The following is a 20,831-nucleotide window of genomic DNA, read 5'->3' on the forward strand; positions in this document are numbered from 1 at the left end:
ACTAGGTACCCTCAGCGCTCGAGCGACGCCTTGTCGCCCATCACCACCACGGGATGCTGTTTCGGATCGAGCGTACGCAGCAGCGTCCGCATGCCGGACTTGGACAGGCTCACACAGCCTGACGTGCCACTGCCGTGATCCATGTGCAGCCAGATGCTGCCCCCCTTGGCCTTGCCCTGCGGCCGGGTCGGGTCGAGGGGGGAAGTGCCCTTCACACGGTTGTAGTCGATGGCGATCACATGGTCGAAGTCGTGCCGGGTCTTCTTCGGCCAGTACGAGGGCGGGGTGAACGCCGAGGTCTGCGTGTACGGCAGCTTGGCGTCCGGCTCCGGCAGTACGCCGCCCGCGTCCGAGAGCGTGAAGACCCCGACCGGGCTGCGCTTGTCCCCCTCGTGGTGGTTGTGCGTCCAGCCCTTCTTGCCATTGTGCGCTGCCCAACTGTGGTCCTCGCGCCACTTCTTGCCGTGCTTCGAGTAGAGCCGCACCGTCGCGTCGGCCGAGTCCTTGGCCTTGCCCTCGACGGCCACCACCTGCGCGGCGCTTTCGGGGATCTTCGCCTGGAGACGGTCACCCACGCCGGGGATCCGGGTGGGGTCCTTGGCCAGCTCCGCCTGCGGAGACGGCTCGGATGCCTTCGCGTTCTTCCCGCTGCCCGAGCCGTGGTCGCCGCCGTTCCCGCCACCACCGTTTCCGCCGCAGCCGGACAGCAGCAGCGCCAGCACCGTCCCGCCCGCGGCGGCGACCAGCGCGGCCCTGGCCTGTGCCCGTGCGCCGGCTCTGGTCGCGTTCACCGCCTCGTGCCGTGGAATCCCGTTCGCGGTCTCGCCCAGCGGACGGCCTTCCGCAGCCGTGCGCCGAGCGGTCCCGGTGCCTGTACGTACTGCCCCACGCATGCCCATGCCCTCCATCCTCGCATTGGCCAAAAGTGCGCCGGTGCACGGAAAAACCCGTTGCCATTCGGCGGGTGACCGGGTGGGATCGGCGCACACCCGCAGGACTGCTGCCGCCTGCCCGTATGCCCTCTCCCGACCGTCCCGCACCAGTTTCCGTGCCAGTACCAGCCCCTGCCCTGTATCCGTGCGGTTTCGAGACCCCTGGAAGGCCATGCAGATTCGCGACCTCCCCTACAGCGACCCCGGCACTCCCGACGTGAGGTCGGGCTTGCGGCTGCTCCTGTGGCTGGGGCGCAAGCAGTGGGGCGGCCAGCTCAAGGCCCTGGGCTGGGGGGTGCTGCAGCTCGCATCCATCGCATCGTTCCCCGCAGTCGCCGGGCTGGCCGTGACCGCCGTGGTGCACCGCTCGGGCAGCGATCTCGCCCTGGCCGGGGTGGCGATGGCCGTCGTCACCGTCGCCGTGACGGTGGGCGACACCATGCTGCACAGGGTCGCCGTCACCAACTGGATCACCGCGGCCGCCCGCATCCAGCAACTGCTGGCCCGCCGCACCGCGGCGCTGGGAGCCACCCTCACCCGCCGGGTCGCGGCCGGAGAAGTCGTCGCCGTGTCCACAGGCGACATCGAGCGCATCGGATGGTGCGTGGAGGCTGTGTCCCGCTTCAGCGCGGCCCTGCTGACGACTCTGGGCGTGTGCGCCGCACTGGTGGCCTATCAGCCCCAGCTGGGACTGCTGGCCTGTGCGGGCATGCTCGCACTGGCACTGACCGTGCTTCCGCTGCTGCCGAAGGCGACCCGGCGCGCCGAGGCTCAGCGCGAGCGGGCCGGACGGGCGACCGAACTGGCGGCGGACACGGTCGCCGGTCTGCGGGTGCTGCGCGGCATCGGCGGCGAGGACCTCTTCCTCACCCGCTACCGGCAAGCGTCCCAGCAGGTGCGGCACGCCGCCGTGCGCACGGCCCGGATGTGGTCGTTCATCGAGGCTCTCCAGGTGGCGCTCCCGGGCCTGCTGCTGGTCGGCGTCGTCTGGTACGGCACCCGGCTGGCGCTGGACGGGCACATCGCGGTCGGCGAACTGGTCATGGTCTACGGGGCGATCAGCTTCCTCCTTCTTCCGCTGCAGCTCTTCGGCGAGTTCGCCATGTCGTACTCGTTCTCCCGCCCATCGGCCGCCCGCGCTGCACGAGTGCTGGGGCTGCGGCGACCGGGCGAGGAACCCGGCGCGCAAGCGGACGACGAGCAGCGCGCGGCCGCGTCCTACGGCGCGGGACCACGTGAGGGGCTGTACGACCCCCTCACCGGACTGCACGCCCCGGCTGCCCGGCTCACCGCCGTGGTCTGCGGCGATCCGGACGCGGCGGGGCGACTCGCGGAACGGCTGGGTGGGCACCCCGCCTCGGCCGCCGATGCTCCGGCGGTCGGAGCTGAGGCAGTCGGTGCTGAGGCAGTCGGTGCTGCGACCGCCGGTGTTGCGACCGCCGGTGCTCCGGACGGGAATGCGAGCGCCGGGCAACAGGCCGACGCGTCTGTGCCGCCCTCCGTGCTGCTGAACGGCGTACCCCTCGACACCCTGCCGCTGGAGGAGGCCCGGGCCGCCGTCCTCGTGCAGGACAAGGATCCGGTGCTGCTCTCGGGCACACTCGGCGAGTTGCTGAACGTGCCCTCCTCCGGCCGGATAGGCGCTGCCGAGGCGCTGAACGCCGCACAGTGCACCGATGTCCTCGGGGCGCTGGTGCAGGGCACCCCGGACGCGGCGGGCGACCCGATGCGGGCCCGGATCACCGAACGCGGCCGGTCGCTCTCCGGCGGCCAGCGGCAACGTCTCGCGCTGGCCCGGTCGCTGATCACGGACCCGGAGGTGCTGGTCGTGGACGAGCCCACCTCGGCGGTCGACTCCCACACGGAGGCGCGCATCGCCCGTGAGCTGGCCGAGCTCAGGGCCGGCCGGACGACGGTGGTCTTCTCCTCCAGTCCGCTGCTGCTCGACCGCGCCGATCGGGTCGTCTTCGTCCCGGGAGCCGCTGTCGCGGCCACGGGCACCCACCGACAGCTCCTGCGCTCCGACCCGGCATACCGGGCCGTCGTCACCCGCGAACCGCAGCACCACGCCGACGCGTCGCGGGAGCAGGTGCGGGCGCGGACCAACCAGCGCGACCAACGTGCGCAGACCCACCAGCGTGCGCAGACCGAGGGAGTCGAATCGGCATGAGCCCCGAGAGCAGTTCGGCGGTGCCCGAGAATCGCCGAGGTCCCCGGCAACTCCTCCCGCAGGGATCCCAGGGGCGCAACTTCGGCGTACCGGAGCCCGACTACGATCCGTCGGCTCCTGAGGATCTCACCATCCTTCCGGTCGGCTCCCCCGCGACCGTTCGCTCCTACGTGCGCGAACTGCTGCGGCGGCACCGGCGTACCTTCGCACTGCTCATCGTCGTGAACACCGTGGCCGTCGTCGCGTCCATGGTGGGACCGCGGCTGCTGGGCGGGGTGGTGGACGACTTGGCAGCAGGTGAACAGGAGCTGCAACTGGGCCGTATCACCGCCCTGTTCGCGCTCGCCCTGGTGGTGCAGACGGTCTTCACCCAGCAGGTCCGCCTGCGCGGCGCGATGCTGGGCGAGGAGATGCTGGCCGACCTGCGCGAGGACTTCCTCGTCCGCTCGGTCGGACTGCCGCCGAGCGTGCTGGAGCGGGCGGGAACCGGAGACCTGCTCTCCCGGATCACCACCGACATCGACCGGCTCGCCGACGCAATGCGGAAGGGGGTTCCGCAGTTGGCGATCGGCCTGGTGTGGACGGCGCTGCTGGTGGCGGCCCTGTGTATCACCGCACCGCCGCTGGCCCTGGCGGTACTGATCGCGCTTCCTGTGCTGTTCGTCAGCTGCCGGTGGTACTTCCGCCGGGCGCCGCACGCCTACCGGGCCGAGGCCGCCGGTTACGCGGCGGTGGCGGCGGCCCTCGCCGAGACCGTGGATGCGGGCAGGACCGTGGAGGCGCACCGGCTGGGCACCCGACGGGTGGCGCTCTCCGAGCGCCGCGTCGCCGAGTGGACGGCCTGGGAGCGCAGGACGCTGTGGCTGCGCACCGTGCTCTTTCCGGCCATCAACCTCAGCAACATGCTGATCATGGGAGGCGTGCTGCTGCTGGGCGGCGTCTTCGTCCTTCAGGGATGGATCGGCGTCGGACAGCTCACGACCGGCGCGCTGCTCGCCCAGATGCTGGTCGAGCCCGTGGGACTGATCCTGCGCTGGTACGACGAGCTCCAGGTCGCCCAGGTCTCGCTGGCCCGTCTGGTGGGAGTACGCGAGATCGAGCAGGAGGCCGGCAGCGGCGCGGCCCCGGGCGGCAAGGAGGTGCGCGCCAGCGAAGTGCGGTTCGGCTATCGCGCGGATGTCGATGTGCTGCACGGGGTCACGCTGGAGGTCACCCCGGGCAGTCGTGTGGCGCTGGTCGGCCCGTCGGGTGCGGGCAAGTCCACTCTGGGGCGGCTGCTGGCCGGGATATACGGACCCCGCCGGGGCGAGGTCACACTGGGCGGCACCGAACTGAGCGAGCTGCCCGCCGAGGAGGTGCGCCGCCATGTGGCGCTGGTCAACCAGGAGCACCACGTCTTCGTCGGCACCCTGCGCGACAACCTGCTGCTGGCCCGGCAGAATGCCGACGACGCCGAGCTCTGGGCCGCGCTGGGCGCGGTGGACGCCGACGACTGGGTACGGGGGCTGGCCGACGGGCTGGACAGCGAGGTCGGTTCCGGCGGGCTCACCGTCACCCCGGCCCAGGCTCAGCAGATCGCGCTGGCCCGCCTGGTGCTCGCCGACCCGCACACACTCGTCCTCGACGAGGCGACATCCCTGCTGGATCCCCGGGCGGCGCGGCATCTGGAGCGCTCCCTGGCCCAGGTCCTCCAGGGGCGCACCGTGGTCGCGATCGCCCATCGGCTGCACACGGCGCACGACGCCGACGTCATCGCAGTGGTGGAGGACGGCCGTATCAGCGAACTGGGCAGCCACGAAACGCTGGTGGCCGCGAACGGCCCGTACGCCGCGCTGTGGCGCTCCTGGCACGGCTGAGCTCGGCCCTTCCGGCGCGGCCGGACCCAGCGACCCGGGTGTGGCCAGGCCCGGGTCCGCGGAAGTGGCCGGACTCGGGTGCTCAAGTGGGGCCGGGCCCGGGTGCTCGGGTGTCGCTGAGCCCCACAGCCGGGGAGCGGGCCGCGTCAGCCTATGAATCCGAGGGCGACCAGGCTGCCGGCCCCGCTCACCACCATGAAGGCGGGCATCAGTATGGCGTTCTCCACCCAGGCGCCGGCCCGGAACCGCATGAAGCGGGGAGTGCCGAGCGGGTACCAGCGCTTGCCCGCTATCGGGATCGGCCACAGGATCGGGCAGCCGGAGATGGTCAGCGCGTCGCCGATGTTGTGCACCAACGCACCCAGCACGATCGGCACACCCATCCACAGGTACTCCTGGCCGTCCCCGGTGAACAGCCAGTCCGCACCGTTGCCTGGCTGCTCCAGCACCCCGGCGAGGATCCAGGCGCAGGCGGCGCCCAACAGCCACACCAGCACATCGCTGGAGACCCGGGCCATCCGCCACAGCAGTCCCTCGACGGCCAGCACCACATGGATGAAGAGGATGACCAGCACCGCCCAGCGATCCCAGATGGCGGCGGCCGCTGAGAAACCGGAGCCTATGAACAGCGCCCAGGGCCAGGTGTGCGTGAGTGTGCGGTGGCCTCCGGAGCGGTGCCGCTCGCCTCGGGAGCGGGTGCTGTTGTAGACGACAGTGGACAGCTTGTCGACCACTCCGCACAGCGCGTGGGAGAGCGGTCCGAAGGCCCGCGAGATGGTGGCGGACTTCTGGTCGAGGTCGGGTGCCAGCGCGGCCCCTGCGCACAGCAGCGCACCGACCACCACGACCGGCCAGGGCATCGGATGGTCCAGCGCAGCCGCCGCGGCCCCTACGCCGAGCCAGGCAGCTGCTCCCGACAGCGAGTGCGCCGGTCCCATCATGCGTATCCCCGCCCTGTCCTTCGTGTCGCATACGTCGCGGTCCCGCCGCCGGGGCCGCGCCCCGCGCCCCCGCGCTGCTCCCGTCCGGGTCTGACGCCCGTTCGGCGACACAGCGTAGCGTCTGGTGATCACCGGCAGCCCACCGGTTCCGTGATCGGACCGGGCAGCAGGCAGTATGGGGGGCGTGACAGCCACCCTTATCGACCAGATGCCGAGCGACGCCGATCCCGATGCCCTCTTCGAGTCCTTCTCCGGTTGGGCGGAAGAGCGGGGCATCTCGCTCTACCCCGCCCAGGAAGAGGCGCTGATCGAGGTGGTGTCGGGGGCGAACGTGATCCTCTCGACCCCGACGGGTTCCGGCAAGAGTCTGGTCGCGGCAGGAGCTCACTTCACCGCACTCGCCCAGGACAAGGTCACTTTCTACACAGCCCCGATCAAGGCGCTGGTCTCGGAGAAGTTCTTCGACCTGTGCAAGCTGTTCGGCACCGAGAACGTCGGCATGCTCACCGGCGACGCCTCGGTCAACGCGGACGCACCCGTCATCTGCTGCACCGCCGAGGTGCTCGCCTCGATCGCGCTGCGTGACGGAGCGGAGGCGGACATCGGCCAGGTGGTGATGGACGAGTTCCACTTCTACGCCGAGCCGGACCGGGGCTGGGCATGGCAGATCCCGCTGCTGGAACTGCCCCAGGCGCAGTTCATTCTGATGTCGGCGACGTTGGGCGACGTGTCGCGCTTCGAGGAGGATCTGACCCGCCGCACCGGCCGTCCCACCGCCGTGGTGCGCTCGGCGACACGCCCGGTACCGCTGTCGTACGAATACCGCACGACGACCCTCACCGAGACCCTGACCGAGCTGCTGGAGACCCACCAGGCACCGGTCTACATCGTGCACTTCACCCAGGCGCAGGCGGTGGAGCGGGCACAGGCGCTGATGAGCATCAATATGTCGACCCGCGCGGAGAAGGAGGAGATCGCCAAGGTCATCGGCAATTTCCGCTTCACCACCAAGTTCGGCCGCAACCTCTCGCGCTATGTGCGGCACGGCATCGGCGTCCACCACGCGGGGATGCTGCCGAAGTACCGGCGGCTGGTGGAGCGGCTGGCGCAGGCGGGACTGCTGAAGGTCATCTGCGGTACCGACACTCTCGGTGTCGGGGTCAATGTGCCCATCAGGACCGTGCTGTTCACCGCGCTCACCAAGTACGACGGCAACCGGGTGCGCACACTGCGCGCCCGCGAGTTCCACCAGATCGCCGGCCGTGCCGGCCGGGCGGGCTTCGACACCTCGGGATTTGTCGTCGCCCAGGCGCCCGAGCACGTGATCGAGAACGAGAAAGCGCTGGCGAAGGCCGGGGACGATCCGAAGAAGCGCCGCAAGGTGGTCCGGAAGAAGGCCCCGGAGGGCTTCGTCAGCTGGGGGCAGCAGACCTTCGAGAAGCTGATCGCCTCCGACCCTGAACCGCTGAACTCGCGCTTCCGGGTGACCCACGCCATGCTGCTGTCCGTGATCGCCCGCCCCGGTGATGCTTTCACACAGATGCGGCGGCTGCTGGAGGACAACCACGAGGACCGCCGCTCCCAACTGCGGCACATCCGGCGGGCCATCGCCATCTACCGCTCGCTGCTGGACGGGGGAATCGTCGAGCGGCTGGACGAACCGGACGCCGAGGGACGCAGCATCCGGCTTACCGTCGACCTCCAGCAGGACTTCGCTCTCAACCAGCCGCTCTCCACCTTCGCGCTCGCCGCCTTCGAACTGCTCGACCCCGAGTCGCCCTCCTATGCGCTGGACATGGTGTCGGTCGTCGAGTCGACTCTGGACGACCCGCGCCAGATCCTCGCCGCGCAGACGAACAAGGCCAAGGGCGAGGCCGTTGCCCAGATGAAGGCCGACGGGATCGAATACGAGGAGCGGATGGAGCGGCTGATGGACATCAGCTACCCGCAGCCCCTCGAAGAACTGCTGTTCCACGCCTACGGCCTCTACCGCAAGTCCCACCCGTGGGTGGGAGACCACCCGCTCTCCCCCAAGTCGGTCGTCCGTGACATGTACGAACGGGCGATGACCTTCAGCGAGTTCGTCTCCTTCTACGAGCTCGCCCGCACCGAGGGGATCGTGCTGCGCTACCTGGCGAGTGCCTATAAGGCTCTCGAGCACACCGTTCCCGACGACCTCAAGTCGGAGGACTTCCAGGACATCATCGAGTGGCTCGGGGAGATGGTCCGGCAGGTCGACTCCAGCCTGCTGGACGAGTGGGAGCAGCTGGCCAACCCCGAGGACGAGACGGCGGAGGAGGCCCAGGAGCGCGCCGACCAGGTCAAGCCGGTCACCGCCAACCCGCGTGCCTTCCGGGTCCTGGTGCGCAACGCGATGTTCCGCAGGGTCGAGCTGGCCGCCCTGGACAAGTTCACCGAGCTCGGCGAACTGGACGGGGAGGCCGGCTGGGACGAGGACGCCTGGGCCGAGGCCATGGACGCCTACTGGGACGAGTACGACGAGCTGGGCACTGGCCCGGACGCCCGTGGTCCCCGGCTGTTGCGGATCGAGGAGGTCCCGGAGGACCGGCTCTGGCGCGTCCGGCAGACTTTCGCCGACCCGCGTGGCGATCATGACTGGGGTATCTCGGCCGAGGTCGATCTCGTGGCTTCGGACGAGGAGGGCCGTGCGGTCGTCAGAGTGACCGACGTGGGTCCGATGTGAGCGCGGCACCCAGCGTGACGGCCGCCCTGGACGTGAGGAAGGAACGGACGAGATGACCGGGCCCAGCCCTGCCGAACGCCTTGTCGACCTGCTGAACCTCGAAGAGATCGACCTCAACATCTTCCGGGGCCGGAGCCCCCACGAGTCGCTCCAGCGGGTCTTCGGCGGGCAGGTGGCCGGGCAGGCGCTGGTGGCGGCGGGCCGAACGGTGGACGAGGAGCGTCCTGTGCACTCGCTGCACGCGTACTTCCTGCGTCCCGGCATCCCCGGTGTGCCGATCGTGTACCAGGTGGAGCGGGTCCGGGACGGGCGGTCCTTCACCACCCGCCGCGTGGTCGCCGTCCAGCAGGGTCGCACGATCTTCAATCTGACCGCCTCCTTTCATGTACGAGAGCCCGGTTTCGAGCACCAGTTGCCGATGCCCCGGGTGCCGGAGCCGGAGAGCCTGCCGCAGCTCGCGGACGAGATCCGCGAGCGCCTCGGCTCACTGCCCGTGCCGCTGGAGCGGATGGCCCGCAGGCAGGCCTTCGACCTGCGCTATGTGGACCGGCTGCGGTGGAGCCCTTCCGAGCTGGAAGGGGTCGAGCCGCGCAGCGCGGTGTGGATGCGTGCGATCGGGTCGCTCGGGGACGACCCGCTCGTGCACACGTGCGCGCTGACCTACGCCAGCGATATGACCCTGCTCGACGCCGTGCGCCTCCCCATCGAGCCGCTGTGGGGGCAGCGGAACTTCGACACCGCCTCGCTGGACCATGCCATGTGGTTCCACCGGCCCTTCCGCGCCGACGAGTGGTTCCTCTACCAGCAGGAGTCACCCATCGCCACGGGTGCGCGGGGGCTCGCCCGAGGCCAGATCTTCGACCGCGAGGGGAGACTGATCGTCTCCGTGATGCAGGAAGGGCTGTTCCGTGCGCACAGCCCGGAGCGGAAGGCATCCCCCGCTCAGGAGAACCGGGAGCAGTCCTCCTCCTGAACACCTCGCCCCGTCATCGGGCCCGGTCTCCCGGTCCGCGGGGACTCCCCGGCCCGGAACGGCTCGCGACGCCTGTCCCAGTTCATCCGGCGGGACGGGCGGTGGTCTTCGACCGGCGGCGGCGCAGGAGGGACCAGCGTCGGCGGGGAACCGGGACGGTGGGTGGCCCTGCGACCGGCCGTGCCATACCGGGGTCAGGCCGCGTGCCCGTCTCCGGCGCAGACCGAGCGCCGCCCTCTCCCGGGCCGGATGCCACCCCCGGAACGGCAGGGCCTCGGCCGGCCAGTGTGGCCGCGACCGCGTCGGCAGTCCTCGCTGTCTCGAGCTCGGCGTCCAGCAGGAAGCGGTACCAGCGGATCTCCTCCTCACCCTCGGCCCGGCAGAGTTCTCCGAGGATCTCCCGGGTGGCATGCGAGGCGCTGCGTACTTCGTGCAGACACGGGCGCAGCACCATGAGCCGAGAGCGCTCAGCCGGGTCGGGGACGGCCCGAGCGAGAGTCGCATCGTCCAGCACACTCGCCGCTGCCGCAGCACACTCCCAATGGCTGTCGGTGTGCCGGGCCAGCTGCTTGACCCGCCTCTCCCGCCAGCGGCGGGCTCGCTCGTCGGTGCCGGCCTCCAGCCGGGTCCGCATGCCCGCGGGCAGGCGTCCGATGAGCAGTGCCGGGCTGTTGTCCGCGAAGTCCCGCAGTTCGTCGGCGAGATAGAGCCAGACCACCGTGCGGTACCGGTTCACGTAGAAGCCGACCGGGTGGAAGCAACCCGCCCTCGCGAGCCGGGCGAAGCGTGAGGGGCTGATGTCCAGCAGTTCCGACGCCTCGCTCGCCCCCATGACGCGCAGCCGCTCGCGCAGGCCGCGCGGGAAGTCCGGAGCTGCCTTGATCCGCTCCAGCTCCTGGCGCGGCACCCTTCGGGGTCCGCCCGGCGCCCCCGGCACGGTGCGTACCTGCTCGATCCGCACCGCCAGATCGAACTCCCTCAGTCGCAGCCCGAGCTCTTTGGCCGCGGTGCGAGGTGCTACATCGGCCGCGCTGCGGAATCGCCCCGGCGCGCGGCGGTCCACGGGCTTGGGTCCCATCTCGTCATCCCCCGTCGATTCTCGACTACCTTGCGTGAGAACGACGATAGCCCGCTGCCGAGAATCCCGGCGAGCCTGTGGATAACTTGCGAATCCGCAGGTCAGTTGCCGTTTCGCGCGGCCAGCCCCAGGTGCTCGCCGACCCGGTTGACCAACAGCGTCATCTCGTACGCGACTTGGCCGATGTCCGCTTCGGACTCCGCGAGGACACACAGACAGCTGCCGTCCCCCGCGGCCATCACGAAGAGCACCCCCTCGTCGAACTCGATCATCGTCTGGCGCACCCGTCCGGCCTTGAAGTGCTGGCCGGACCCCTTGGCCAGGCTGTGCAGGCCGGAGGAGACCGCGGCCAAGTGCTCGGCGTCCTCCCGCTCGAGATCGTGGCTGCTCCCGGTGACCAACCCGTCGTTGGACAGGACCAGCGCGTGCCGGACCGACGAGATCCGCTTCGTGAGGTCGTCCAGCAACCAGTCGAGTCCCGTGTTCAGTGCCACCCCGCGCCCCCTTTTCCTCGGCATCCGCCGTGCCACCCTTACCCACAAGAGTACGGTGAGCAACCATGGGGACCTGATCTGTTGCGCACAGTTACTCCCCTGTCGCACCTGTCACAACCGCATCGCCTAATGGTGCCCGTTAGCGCTGGTCTCCGCGAGGCGCACTCGCCTCGCCCGAGGGCCGGGGATCAAGGCCCCCCGGACGAGACGGCTCGTCGCGCAGGCGGAGAAGCAGAGATGCCGAGTCCATGGCAGCGAATCCTGGTGCCGCAGCAGTGCTTGTGCACTCCGCAACGTTCGCCAAGCGTCCCAGCAGTCATTCCAGTTGCGGAGACAGCCGTAGAGTGACACGTCGAGAAGGCACGAGAATGAGGACCATGACACACGACTTGGCAGCGGACCGGGCCGCGGTCCGCGCTTTCTTCGGTGAGCGTGCCGCCCGCTGGGACACCCGGTTCCCCGACGACGGTCCCGCGTTCGCAGCGGCCGTGGACGACATCGGCCTGCGGCCAGGCGACGCGGTGCTCGACGCGGGGTGCGGCACCGGACGTGCGCTGCCCGCGCTGCGCGCAGTCGTGGGCCCGGGCGGCACGGTTCTGGGCGCTGATCTCACCCCGGCGATGCTGGAGGAGGTGGCCCGGGCCGGCCGGCGGGACGCCGCTGATGCCCTGTTTCTCGCGGACGTCTCACAGCTGCCGCTGCGGGACGGTTGTCTGGACGCCGTGTTCGGAGCCGGCCTCATCTCACACCTTCCCGGCCCGGAGAGCGGGCTGCGGGAGTTGGCACGCGTAGTTCGCCCGCAGGGCTCGCTCGCGCTCTTCCACCCGGTTGGCCGGGCGGCGCTGGCAGCCCGGCAGGGCAAGCAGATCACCTCGGACGACATCAGGGCAGAACCGCGGTTGCGCGCGCTGCTGGCCACCACCGGTTGGCGCTTGCTGTCCTATGTGGACGAGGATGAGCGCTATCTTGCGCTCGCGGAGCGGGAGGCACGGTGAGACGTCCGGTTTCAGGGCCGGCCCCGCTCCTCGTTCAAGTGGCCCCACTCCTCGTTCAAGTGATGCGGCACAGGACAAGCTGGGGCTCCCACTGGGCGCGTGGCCGGGAACGTTCCCAGGTCCGCGATCCGGTAGCCCTTCGGGTAGCCGGGGTAGCTCTTGATCTCCGGGTTCTGCCGCGCATGGTGCGGCCGACGGCGTGGTGGCAGCAGCCGCACGCCCCGCGCGCGAAGCCGTAGCGCACCTCGTGTCAGCCGTCGGGCGAGGGGTGTGGGCGGGGCGTAGCGGAAGGCTTTCAGCAGCGAATCGTCCAGCAGCGCCAGGCTGGCTCCGCGCACCAGTGGGGCGAGCGGGCGCGGATACCAGGAGGCCATCAGATCCAAGGTGGCATCGGAGACTTTCCGCGCCCCCTCGTCCCACCCGAAATGGGCCTCCTCGTAGGTGTCGAGGCAGTCCTCGAACTCCTCGTAGGTGCGAGGAATCTCCTTGATGCCCATGTGCTGCCCGAGTGTGCGGTAGTAGTGGCTCACGGCGCGCAGCTCGTGGTGGGTGAGACGGCGCCAGCCGAAGGCATCGAGCCAGCGTTTGGGCATGACGACGAATGTGCACAGGACGTAGCGCATGTCGTCGTTGGTGATGTTGTAGGCGCGGTGCATCTGGTTGATCCGCCGGATGGCCGTGCGCCCCTGCCGGCTGTCGAAACCGTGCTCGACGACGGCGTCCAAGAGGAGCGCGGTGTCGTCGTAGCGCTTCTGCGAGCGGTCCGTCAGCTCCGCGGTGCGGGCGAGCAGGCTGCCGATGCTGGGCACCGCGTAGGTGCGGTACAGCGCGAGCTCCAGAGCACGGGTGAAGTCCCAGGGGAACTCGTAGGCCGCGATCAGGCGGTAGATCTCATGCGAGTCCCGTTCCGGGTCGAGCCGGAGGATGTGCTTCAGCCGGTCGTAGCGCGGCACTGGTGCCCCTCTCTTGGCGTGTCCTGGAGTCCGTTCGTCTGTCACGTGGACATTTCGCCGTCTGTCACGGAGACATTTCGGCTGCCCCTCGCGGACCCGTTCCATCTGTCGCGGATGCGTTCCGAGGGCTATCGTCACCGAGATCCGCCAGGAAGGGGAGGTCACCGGTGGCCGCGGACGAGGAAGATTCGCTGTATGTGCTGACTGCCGTGCTGCTGACGCCCGCGCAGTTCCCGAGTGTGCTGGGGGACGACTATCCCGCGGCCTGCGCTGTGCTGCGGCTGGAGCCCTATGCCGAGGGGTATGGGCTCGTGCTGGGGCAGGACGGTACCGGCGCGCGCTGGACCGTGGTGACCGAGGACGTGACGCAGGTGGCCTGTGCCATCGCCGCGTGGGACTGCGGCATGGAGGCCGACCTCTCCCCCGACGAGCGGGATGTGGTGGCGGCGCTGCCTGGATGGCCGCTGGATCTGGCCGTCTCCGCGCCCGGGCTGCCCGAGCCGCACGATCCCGTGCTGGAGGGGGACCTTGCCGGGAGCGGCCCGGTGCTCTCGCCCCCGGACACCTCCGGCTGGGGCCCCGCCCAGCGGCGACTCGGTGCCGATGAGATCGCCCTCCAGTGGGCACAGTGGCGGGCACAGCTCGAGGAGAACGTGGAGTTCGTGGAGTCGGGGGAGGAGCCCGACGCCCAGGTACGACGCGTCCTTGAGGAGGTGCGTAACTACCTCGACTCGCCTCCGCCGCCCGGGCGGATACGGTCCGCCTTCGCCTCGGGTGACGCCCGTACGCTGCGCGCGGACGGCCCCGGGTGGAGCGTTGTCGCGCGCACCGACGACATCGCGTTCGTGCTGCTGGACGAGGCGCCCGGCGAGGTACGTCCGGTGGGCCGGGGGCGCGAACTGCCCGAGTTGCTCACGGCTCTCGACGGCATCGCGGTGCGTCCGGCCGCGTGACGCCGTATCGAGGCCGCCGGTGCACCGGCCTCGGCCCGGAGGCCCCAAAGTGACGCCGCCACCCCACAGCGCACTGCGGCCGCAGCCATACCGCACCCGCGCAGCCCGCAGGCGCGCAGCCCGCACGCGCCGGGAAGCCTAGCGGCCGATTTCCTTTCGGCTGACTCTGCGCAGCCTGCGCCGCTGCGAGGGGTCCAGCGCCAGATAGGCGACCGCCGGCACTCCCACCATCACCAGCAGGGCGATCCAGAAGGACGTCAGCCACCACAGCAGGAGCCCGACCGCCACCCCGCCGACAGCGATCTTTGCTCGATTGGTCATCTCGGTACCTCCTCCGCACCTGCGGGGCACCCATCTGCTGTCCAGTCCGGTAGCTCCGCCTCTCACTCCATTGAACGCCATTCGGGCGCGGCGGGTTCCCCGCACGCTGCTCAGGCACAGGTCGGCAGCCTCGGAGTGCGCTACATCCCGGCTCAGCATGAGGTACCCTCGACCGCTCGCTCCGACTAGTCAAATTTGAGGAATGCATCAGCACTGTGGCCGAGACCCTGGCAAGCACTTCCTGGATGTCCCAGCTCACCCACCATGTGGCCGTGTTCCTGCCCGCAGACCCGCCACACCGATCCAAGATCGCCTTCTGGCGCCGCGACGGCACTCCCTCGCTCCCCGATGGGATGCTCCCCGCGCAGTACGGGACAGCACCCGACAGCCCGCACGGCTGTCCGGAAACCGTCGAGCTGACTGTCGTCCTGCCCACCGACGACGGCGTGGAGACACGTACCGTATCCGCCGTCACGCTGCCCGTAGCGACAGTCCTTCCGGTGCTCACCAGGGCGTACGCCGCACGCGAGGAGGACGGCACGGAGCCCACAGCGGCCTTCTGGGGTGCCGCCGTACTGTTCGCCCTGCGGCTGACCGCACAGGGACGACTGCTGCCGGGGCTGAGCCCCGCCGGCTATGACGCCTGGCGGCTGGGCCCGCTCACGGACGACGACAGCACCACGGTGGCGGAACTGGCCGCAGCGATGCCGCCGGAGGCCCACGCCGTACCGCTGCCCGGTCCCGGCTCGCTCCGTATGCCCGGACCCCGTCCCTTGGTACGCGCCTTTCTGGACGCCGTCGCCGACGGCCTCCCGCGCACCCCGGCCGCACCGCTCGCGGCGGGAGCGAGCCCCTTCGTCGGCGACGAACCGCTCGCTGTTCCGCAGCTACGGGAGTGGGCCACCGAGGTGGCGGCCGGCATCGATGCCGGGGTCCGGCTGTCGCTCCGGATCGAGATCGAGGGTCTTCCGCCTTCCGGCACCGGCCTTCACCTCTCCGGCGGCGCTCTCTCACCGTCCGGAGAGGACTACGAGCAGGACACCGCGCAGGCCACCGAGCCGGAGGTCACTGAACAGCCCGCCCAGCGGGGTGGCACTGAGCTGCGCGGCAGCCATAGCCCCGTGTTTCGAGGGGTACTGCAGGTGCATGCCCTTGCCGACAGCACACTGATCGCTGACGCGGCAGAGGTGTGGGCGGGCAACTCGCCGCTCGCCGAGCGGTTCGGCCCCCGGGCGCGAACTGAGGCGCTGTTGGCGCTGCGCCGGGCGGCGGCCGCCTGGGATGCTCTCACTCCCCTGCTCTCGGCGGCCGTGCCGGACGCCATCGACCTCGCGGACGAGGAGATCGCCGAGTTGCTGGGCACCGCGGTCCCGCGCGCCCTGGCGGCGGCCGGTGTCCAAGTGCACTGGCCGCGCGATTTCGCGCGCTCTCTCACCTCCCGCGCCGTGATCGGCCCCGGGGAGGAAGCCGAACCGCGCAGCGGAAGCAGTGCCGACCGGTCCGGTTCCCAGCTTCCTTCCCACCTCTCTCCCGACGCGCTGCTGCGCTTCGAATGGCGCTTCGCCATCGGTGGCCGGGAGGTGACCCGGGCGGAGCTCGACCGGCTGGCCGAAGCGGGCCGACCGCTGGTGCGGCTTCGCGACCAGTGGGTGCTCGTCGACCCGGAGGAGATACGCGCCGCCCGACAGCGCGAGGACCGCAAGGTCGGCACTCTCGAAGCGCTGAACTCCGTTCTCACCGGCAGTGCGGAGCAGCAGGGTGAGCAGGTCGAGGTGGAGGCCACCGGCTGGCTGGAAGCGCTCAGGGAACGGCTGTCCGACCCGGAGCGTCGCGAGGAGCCGCCGCTGCCTCCGCCCGCCGCGCTGCAGGCGACGCTGCGGGACTACCAGTTGCGCGGTCTGGACTGGCTGCACCGGATGACCTCGCTGGGGCTCGGGGCCTGTCTCGCCGACGACATGGGGCTGGGCAAGACCATCACGGTGATCGCGCTCCATCTGCGACGGCAACAGAGCGAGGAGACCTCCGGCCCTTCCTTGGTGGTGTGTCCCGCCTCGCTGATGGGCAACTGGCAGCGGGAGATCGAGCGGTTCGCGCCAGGCACCCCCGTGCGCCGCTACCACGGTCCCGGGCGCTGTCTTGATGGCCTGCGTCCTGGAGAGTTCGTACTGACCACCTACGGCACGATGCGGCTCGACGCCGACCGGCTGGCACCCGGTGAGGGTGAGGCGTGGGGGATCGTCGTCGCGGACGAGGGCCAGCATGTGAAGAATCCGTTCGCCGCCACCGCGAAGGCGCTGCGCACACTCTCCGCACGGGCCCGAGTGGCACTGACGGGCACGCCGGTGGAGAACAATCTCTCAGAGCTGTGGGCAGTCCTCGACTGGACGACTCCGGGACTGCTTGGCCGTCTCGGCACCTTCCGCAGCCGCTACGCCGACGCGGCCGAGGGCGGTGATCCAGTGGCGGCCGAGCGGCTGGCGCGGCTCGTACGGCCGTTCCTGCTACGACGACACAAGACCGATCCCGGCATCGCCCCCGAACTGCCCCCGAAGACCGAGACCGACCGCGCGGTGGCACTGACCACCGAACAGGCGGGACTGTACGAGGCCGTGGTGCGGGAGAGCTTGGAGGCGCTGCGCGGCACCGACGGGATCGAGCGGCGCGGCCTGGTGGTCAAGCTGCTCACGTCCCTCAAGCAGATCTGCAACCACCCCGCGCAGTTCCTCAAGGAGGACGACGGGGCGCTTCCGGGCAGATCCGGAAAACTGGAGCTGCTGGACGAGCTGCTCGACACTCTCCTGGCGGAAGAGGCGAGCGTGCTGGTCTTCACCCAGTATGTGCAAATGGCACGTCTGCTGGAACGTCATCTGGCCGCCCGGGGAGTGGCCAGCCAGTGTCTGCACGGCGGCACACCAGTGGCACGGCGCGAGGAGATGGTGCGCCGCTTCCAGGAGGGCGTCGCACCGGTGTTCCTGCTCTCCCTCAAGGCCGCCGGAACGGGACTGAACCTCACCCGGGCGAGTCATGTCATCCATTACGACCGCTGGTGGAACCCCGCGGTCGAGGCGCAGGCGACCGATCGCGCCTACCGCATCGGCCAGACACAGCCTGTGCAGGTCCACCGGCTCATCACGGAGGGAACGATCGAGGACCGCATCGCGGAGATGCTGCGGCGCAAGCAGGCCCTGGCGGATGCCGTTCTCGGCTCCGGGGAGAGCGCGCTGACCGAGCTGACGGACGCGGAGCTGGCCGAACTCGTCGAGCTGCGGATGGTGGAGCGATGAGCGAGGAGTGGACGGTGCACGAGACCGAGGAGGACGCCGGGGCCGAGGCGAGCGGTGCGAGGGGCCCGGGCAGCGCCGGTGACCGCGAGCGGGTCTTCGCGCCGCTGCCGCCCGCCCACGGCCGTGGCTTCGCCCGGACCTGGTGGGGGCAGACGTGGCTGAAGGCGCTCGAGGAGACGGCGCTGGACAGCCAACAGCTCCGGCTGGGCCGCAGTTTCGCTCGGCAGGGGGCTGTGGGGGCCGTTTCCGTTCGTCCCGGGCGCATCACGGCCGTGGTGCTCGGTTCCGACAGGACGCCCTCCCGGGCCGATGTTCTGCTGCGCGAGCTGGACGAGGACGAGTGGGACCGGCTGTTGGAGGTGATCGTAGAGCAGGCGGGCCATATCGCCGCCCTGTTGGACCGCGATATGCCGCCCCGTCTGGTCGAGGACGCCGCGGACGTCGGGCTGGAACTGCTGCCGGGCATCGGAGATCTCGACCCCGAGTGCGCCTGCGGAGCCTGGGACCACTGCCCGCACACAGCAGCGCTCAGCTACCAGATGGCGCGGCTGCTGGACGAGGATCCCTTCGCGTTGCTGTTGCTGCGCGGCCGGGGGGAGCGCGAGTTGCTGGAGGCTCTGCAGGAGCGCAGCACGGCACGGGCGGCCGCTCGGACCGCAGGGCACACCGGGGAGGCGTCCGGCGGGGAGGAAGGGTCCGAGGGAGTGGACGCGGCGGAGGCGTTCGCGCTGGGAATGCTGCTGCCCCCGCTCCCCCAGCAGCCCTCGCCCGTGATCGGGACAGGCCGGATCGCGGCCTTGGAGGGTGGCACCGGGGGTGCGCCGGGCCTGGATACCGACGCGCTCACCTTCCTGGCCTCGGACGCCGCCGCAGCAGCTCGCCGCATGCTCGCGGCGGCGGTCGCACCGGGGCACGGCGCTCGCCCCCTGCCGCGCCCTTTGACGGTCTGGGAGGACGCCGTGCGGCTCGCGGCGGCACGGCCGGGGCCCGACGTGACCGCCCGGCTGGCCGAGGGGTGCGGCCGAAGCCGGACGGAGCTGGAGGTGGCGGTGCGTGCCTGGGAGTTGGGCGGCGCGGACGCGCTGACAGTTCTGGCGGAGGACTGGTCACCGGCGCCTGAGGTGCTCCAGCGGGCCTGCGAACAACTGGAGCGGTCCCTCGGCCAGGAGAATGCCGGCGCCGACCTGCGGGCGTCGGGCGCACGGTGGACGGTAGTCGGGAGAGACGCTCAGCTCCGCTACGGACCGGACGGCCGGTGGTGGCCCTATCGCAGGCAGCGGCGCTCGTGGTGGCCGGCAGGCGGCCCGGAGCGGGACCCGGCAGCGGCGCTGGCGGTCGCGCTGGCCGACGAAGACGAGCCGGGCGGCCAAGCGGGGTGAAACGCGCTGTGCCGCCGCCCCAGGGACAGGGCGGCGGCACGGGCGTGGTCCGTGTCCGTCAGGCGAGGCTCTCCATGACCGGGAGATACCCGCCCGACTGTCCGGCAGCGGTGGGGTGGTAGGACTCGTCCACCGGGAAGGTGACACTGTGCAGCCACTCGTTGCCGGAGCAGATCTCGTGTCCTGAGAAGGCGGGGCGTACGTCACCGAAGCTGAACCCGTGATCCGCCGCGCGCTTGGCGGTGACATCGTTCAGGTCGTCGGACGCCGCGTTGATGGCCTCGCGGGACTTCTCGCTGATACCGACGACACAGTCGCCGTCGAGCTTGTAGATGTGGGGGTAGCCCAGCACGACGACCTTCGCGGAGGGCGCCTTCTGGGTGATGGCGTTGTAGACGGTGTCGAGCTTGCCGGGCAGCGTGGTGTTGATGTAGTTGCGGGCTTCCTGGACGCTCGCGAGACAGGCGCTTTCGCCCTGGGTCACGCAGGTCGTCATGGTGTCGGCGAATCCGGCGTCGTTGCCGCCGACGCTGATGCTCACCAGGCCGGTCGAGGAGTTGAGGGGACCGAGCTGGCTTGCGATCACGTCGCCGGTGCGCGCGCCGGAACACGCCGTGAAGTCGAAGGAGGAGGGGGAGTTGGCGGAGCTCCACAGCTTCGGGTACGCGTTCGCGCTCCGCTTGCAGTCGCCTCCCTCGTAGTCGCCGGCGCCCACTCCGGAGGAGTAGGAGTCGCCGAGGGCCACGTAGCCGGTGGTTGCGGTGTCTTCGGCGGATGCGGTCGCGGCGCCGGTGAGGGAGGACAGTCCGAGGAAGACGACAACGGCTGTGGCCGTGGACGCCCATCTGCGCAGCTTCATGGGGCCTCTCAGGGATAGGCACGAAAGGAACAGCTGTCACATCGGTCGCGGCGGATTTACCCCGCGACCGATGCGTCCATGCCAATCTCGAAGGTCCAACTACGCGCGGAGAACGTGACGTTGAGACTCAGGGGAGCGTGCGGCCAGTGTGCTTCACACCAGCGGTTTGGACAGCTTCTTGCCCTTGCCGGCCGTCAAACTGCAGGTCACGTAGCTGAGGCTCTTCCCCGCGTTCCGTGCTTTGGGATACGAGATGAGAGTCCCGCCAACGGTCCCTCGCGGCTGTTTGGCCGCCTTGTTGCGCAGCGAGGTGCGGCACAGCGAGTCGGCCTTGCGCCGTACGGCGGCATCGGTGCTGTAGCTGCCGGAGAGCTTCTTGCGGCTGACGACCTCGGCGTCGTGCGACTTGTCGCAGTCACGGGTCAGCACCGCTCCCTCGCGCTCCTCGGAGCGGTCGTAGCAGTCGCCGACGCGGAGCAGGAAGGAGGGCAGCGGCACCTCGCTGGGGTCGTCCTCGGGCTCGTTGGACGGTAGGTCGTCGTCCTCGCCCGGGGTGGGGAAGTCGGTGGCGTCGCCGTCCTCGGACGGTTCGTCGGACGGGGTGGCGCTCGGCTCCCCCGAGGAAGCCGAGGGCGGAGTGGAGGGCTTGCCGTCACCGGAAGCGCTGTTGCCGGAGTCGCCTCTGGTCAGGAAGACGACGGATGCCGTGATGAGCGCGACAGCGATGACGGCCGCCGCGACGACCGCCGCGATCGTCTTCCCCTTGTTGCCGCCCCCGGGCGGTGGCGGAGGCGGCCAGCCGCCACCCGGTGCCGGAGCCCCGAAGCCGCCTGAACCAGGAGGCCCGAATCCACCCGGCGGTTGCCCGGGGGGCGGTGGAGTACCGGCAGGGGGCTGGTTCGGCGGCGGTGGCATCGTCATGGATGCCACTGTGTCATG

General features: G+C 70.4%; 16 protein-coding genes. 8 read left to right on the forward strand and 8 right to left on the reverse strand.

Annotated elements, in window-relative coordinates; genetic code table 11:
- Positions 1-11 precede the first annotated feature (11 nt).
- Entirely contained in the window at positions 12-899 is an 888-nt protein-coding gene (locus tag JW592_RS29745; protein WP_229377082.1) for a L,D-transpeptidase family protein, read from the reverse strand.
- A gap of 205 nt (positions 900-1,104) precedes the next feature.
- Here JW592_RS29745 and JW592_RS29750 point away from each other — a divergent pair, with 205 nt between their 5' ends.
- Both JW592_RS29750 and JW592_RS29755 read left to right on the forward strand, forming a co-directional pair.
- Positions 1,105-3,102, forward strand: coding sequence for an ABC transporter transmembrane domain-containing protein (locus JW592_RS29750; RefSeq protein ID WP_209268360.1), 1,998 nt, complete (start codon positions 1,105-1,107; stop codon positions 3,100-3,102).
- Positions 3,099-4,958 carry an ABC transporter ATP-binding protein gene (locus JW592_RS29755; RefSeq protein ID WP_209268361.1) on the forward strand — a complete coding sequence of 620 codons (1,860 nt, stop codon included), beginning with the start codon at positions 3,099-3,101 and terminating at the stop codon, positions 4,956-4,958. The genes JW592_RS29750 and JW592_RS29755 overlap by 4 nt, the downstream gene beginning before the upstream one ends.
- 146 nt (positions 4,959-5,104) lie before the next feature.
- On the opposite strand, the gene JW592_RS29760 is transcribed toward JW592_RS29755, so the two are convergent.
- The gene (locus JW592_RS29760) at positions 5,105-5,899 is read right to left on the reverse strand and encodes a metal-dependent hydrolase (RefSeq protein WP_209268362.1); all 795 of its coding nucleotides are present in this window, start codon (positions 5,897-5,899) and stop codon (positions 5,105-5,107) included.
- Positions 5,900-6,074: 175 nt separating this feature from the next.
- Here JW592_RS29760 and JW592_RS29765 point away from each other — a divergent pair, with 175 nt between their 5' ends.
- Both JW592_RS29765 and tesB read left to right on the forward strand, forming a co-directional pair.
- Entirely contained in the window at positions 6,075-8,603 is a 2,529-nt protein-coding gene (locus tag JW592_RS29765; protein WP_209268363.1) for a DEAD/DEAH box helicase, read from the forward strand.
- Between the two features lie 52 nt (positions 8,604-8,655).
- The gene (tesB, locus tag JW592_RS29770) at positions 8,656-9,576 is read left to right on the forward strand and encodes an acyl-CoA thioesterase II (RefSeq protein WP_209268364.1); all 921 of its coding nucleotides are present in this window, start codon (positions 8,656-8,658) and stop codon (positions 9,574-9,576) included.
- A gap of 82 nt (positions 9,577-9,658) precedes the next feature.
- Here the strand turns inward: tesB and JW592_RS29775 are convergent, their stop codons facing one another.
- Both JW592_RS29775 and JW592_RS29780 read right to left on the reverse strand, forming a co-directional pair.
- On the reverse strand, positions 9,659-10,654 hold the full coding sequence (locus JW592_RS29775) for a DUF6397 family protein (RefSeq protein ID WP_209268365.1): 996 nt from the start codon (positions 10,652-10,654) through the stop codon (positions 9,659-9,661).
- A gap of 101 nt (positions 10,655-10,755) precedes the next feature.
- Positions 10,756-11,148 carry a roadblock/LC7 domain-containing protein gene (locus JW592_RS29780; protein ID WP_209268366.1) on the reverse strand — a complete coding sequence of 131 codons (393 nt, stop codon included), beginning with the start codon at positions 11,146-11,148 and terminating at the stop codon, positions 10,756-10,758.
- 377 nt (positions 11,149-11,525) lie between these two features.
- Between JW592_RS29780 and JW592_RS29785 the strand changes: the two genes are divergently transcribed.
- Complete coding sequence (locus JW592_RS29785; protein ID WP_209268367.1) at positions 11,526-12,143, forward strand: class I SAM-dependent methyltransferase; 618 nt, start codon at positions 11,526-11,528, stop codon at positions 12,141-12,143.
- Between the two features lie 11 nt (positions 12,144-12,154).
- On the opposite strand, the gene JW592_RS29790 is transcribed toward JW592_RS29785, so the two are convergent.
- A complete protein-coding gene (locus JW592_RS29790; protein ID WP_209268396.1) occupies positions 12,155-13,096 on the reverse strand; it encodes an oxygenase MpaB family protein in 942 nt (313 codons plus the stop codon).
- Between the two features lie 167 nt (positions 13,097-13,263).
- Between JW592_RS29790 and JW592_RS29795 the strand changes: the two genes are divergently transcribed.
- On the forward strand, positions 13,264-14,049 hold the full coding sequence (locus tag JW592_RS29795; RefSeq protein WP_209268368.1) for a hypothetical protein: 786 nt from the start codon (positions 13,264-13,266) through the stop codon (positions 14,047-14,049).
- 138 nt (positions 14,050-14,187) lie between these two features.
- Here JW592_RS29795 and JW592_RS29800 read toward each other — a convergent pair whose 3' ends face one another.
- Positions 14,188-14,370 carry a tail-anchor membrane protein gene (locus tag JW592_RS29800; protein WP_209268369.1) on the reverse strand — a complete coding sequence of 61 codons (183 nt, stop codon included), beginning with the start codon at positions 14,368-14,370 and terminating at the stop codon, positions 14,188-14,190.
- A gap of 245 nt (positions 14,371-14,615) precedes the next feature.
- Between JW592_RS29800 and JW592_RS29805 the strand changes: the two genes are divergently transcribed.
- Complete coding sequence (locus JW592_RS29805) at positions 14,616-17,654, forward strand: SCO1167/SCO6262 family helicase (RefSeq protein ID WP_209268370.1); 3,039 nt, start codon at positions 14,616-14,618, stop codon at positions 17,652-17,654.
- Entirely contained in the window at positions 17,651-19,033 is a 1,383-nt protein-coding gene (locus JW592_RS29810) for an SWIM zinc finger family protein (RefSeq protein ID WP_229377084.1), read from the forward strand. Before JW592_RS29805 ends, JW592_RS29810 begins: the two co-directional genes overlap by 4 nt.
- 58 nt (positions 19,034-19,091) lie before the next feature.
- Here JW592_RS29810 and JW592_RS29815 read toward each other — a convergent pair whose 3' ends face one another.
- Both JW592_RS29815 and JW592_RS29820 read right to left on the reverse strand, forming a co-directional pair.
- Positions 19,092-19,892 (reverse strand): SGNH/GDSL hydrolase family protein, encoded by an 801-nt coding sequence (locus JW592_RS29815; RefSeq protein WP_209268371.1) that lies wholly within the window; start codon positions 19,890-19,892, stop codon positions 19,092-19,094.
- 153 nt (positions 19,893-20,045) lie between these two features.
- Entirely contained in the window at positions 20,046-20,813 is a 768-nt protein-coding gene (locus JW592_RS29820) for a hypothetical protein (RefSeq protein ID WP_229377085.1), read from the reverse strand.
- Between the last annotated feature and the right edge of the window lie 18 nt (positions 20,814-20,831).

The organism is Streptomyces spirodelae (assembly GCF_017676385.1).
GTDB classification, from domain to species: Bacteria; Actinomycetota; Actinomycetes; order Streptomycetales; family Streptomycetaceae; genus Streptomyces; species Streptomyces spirodelae.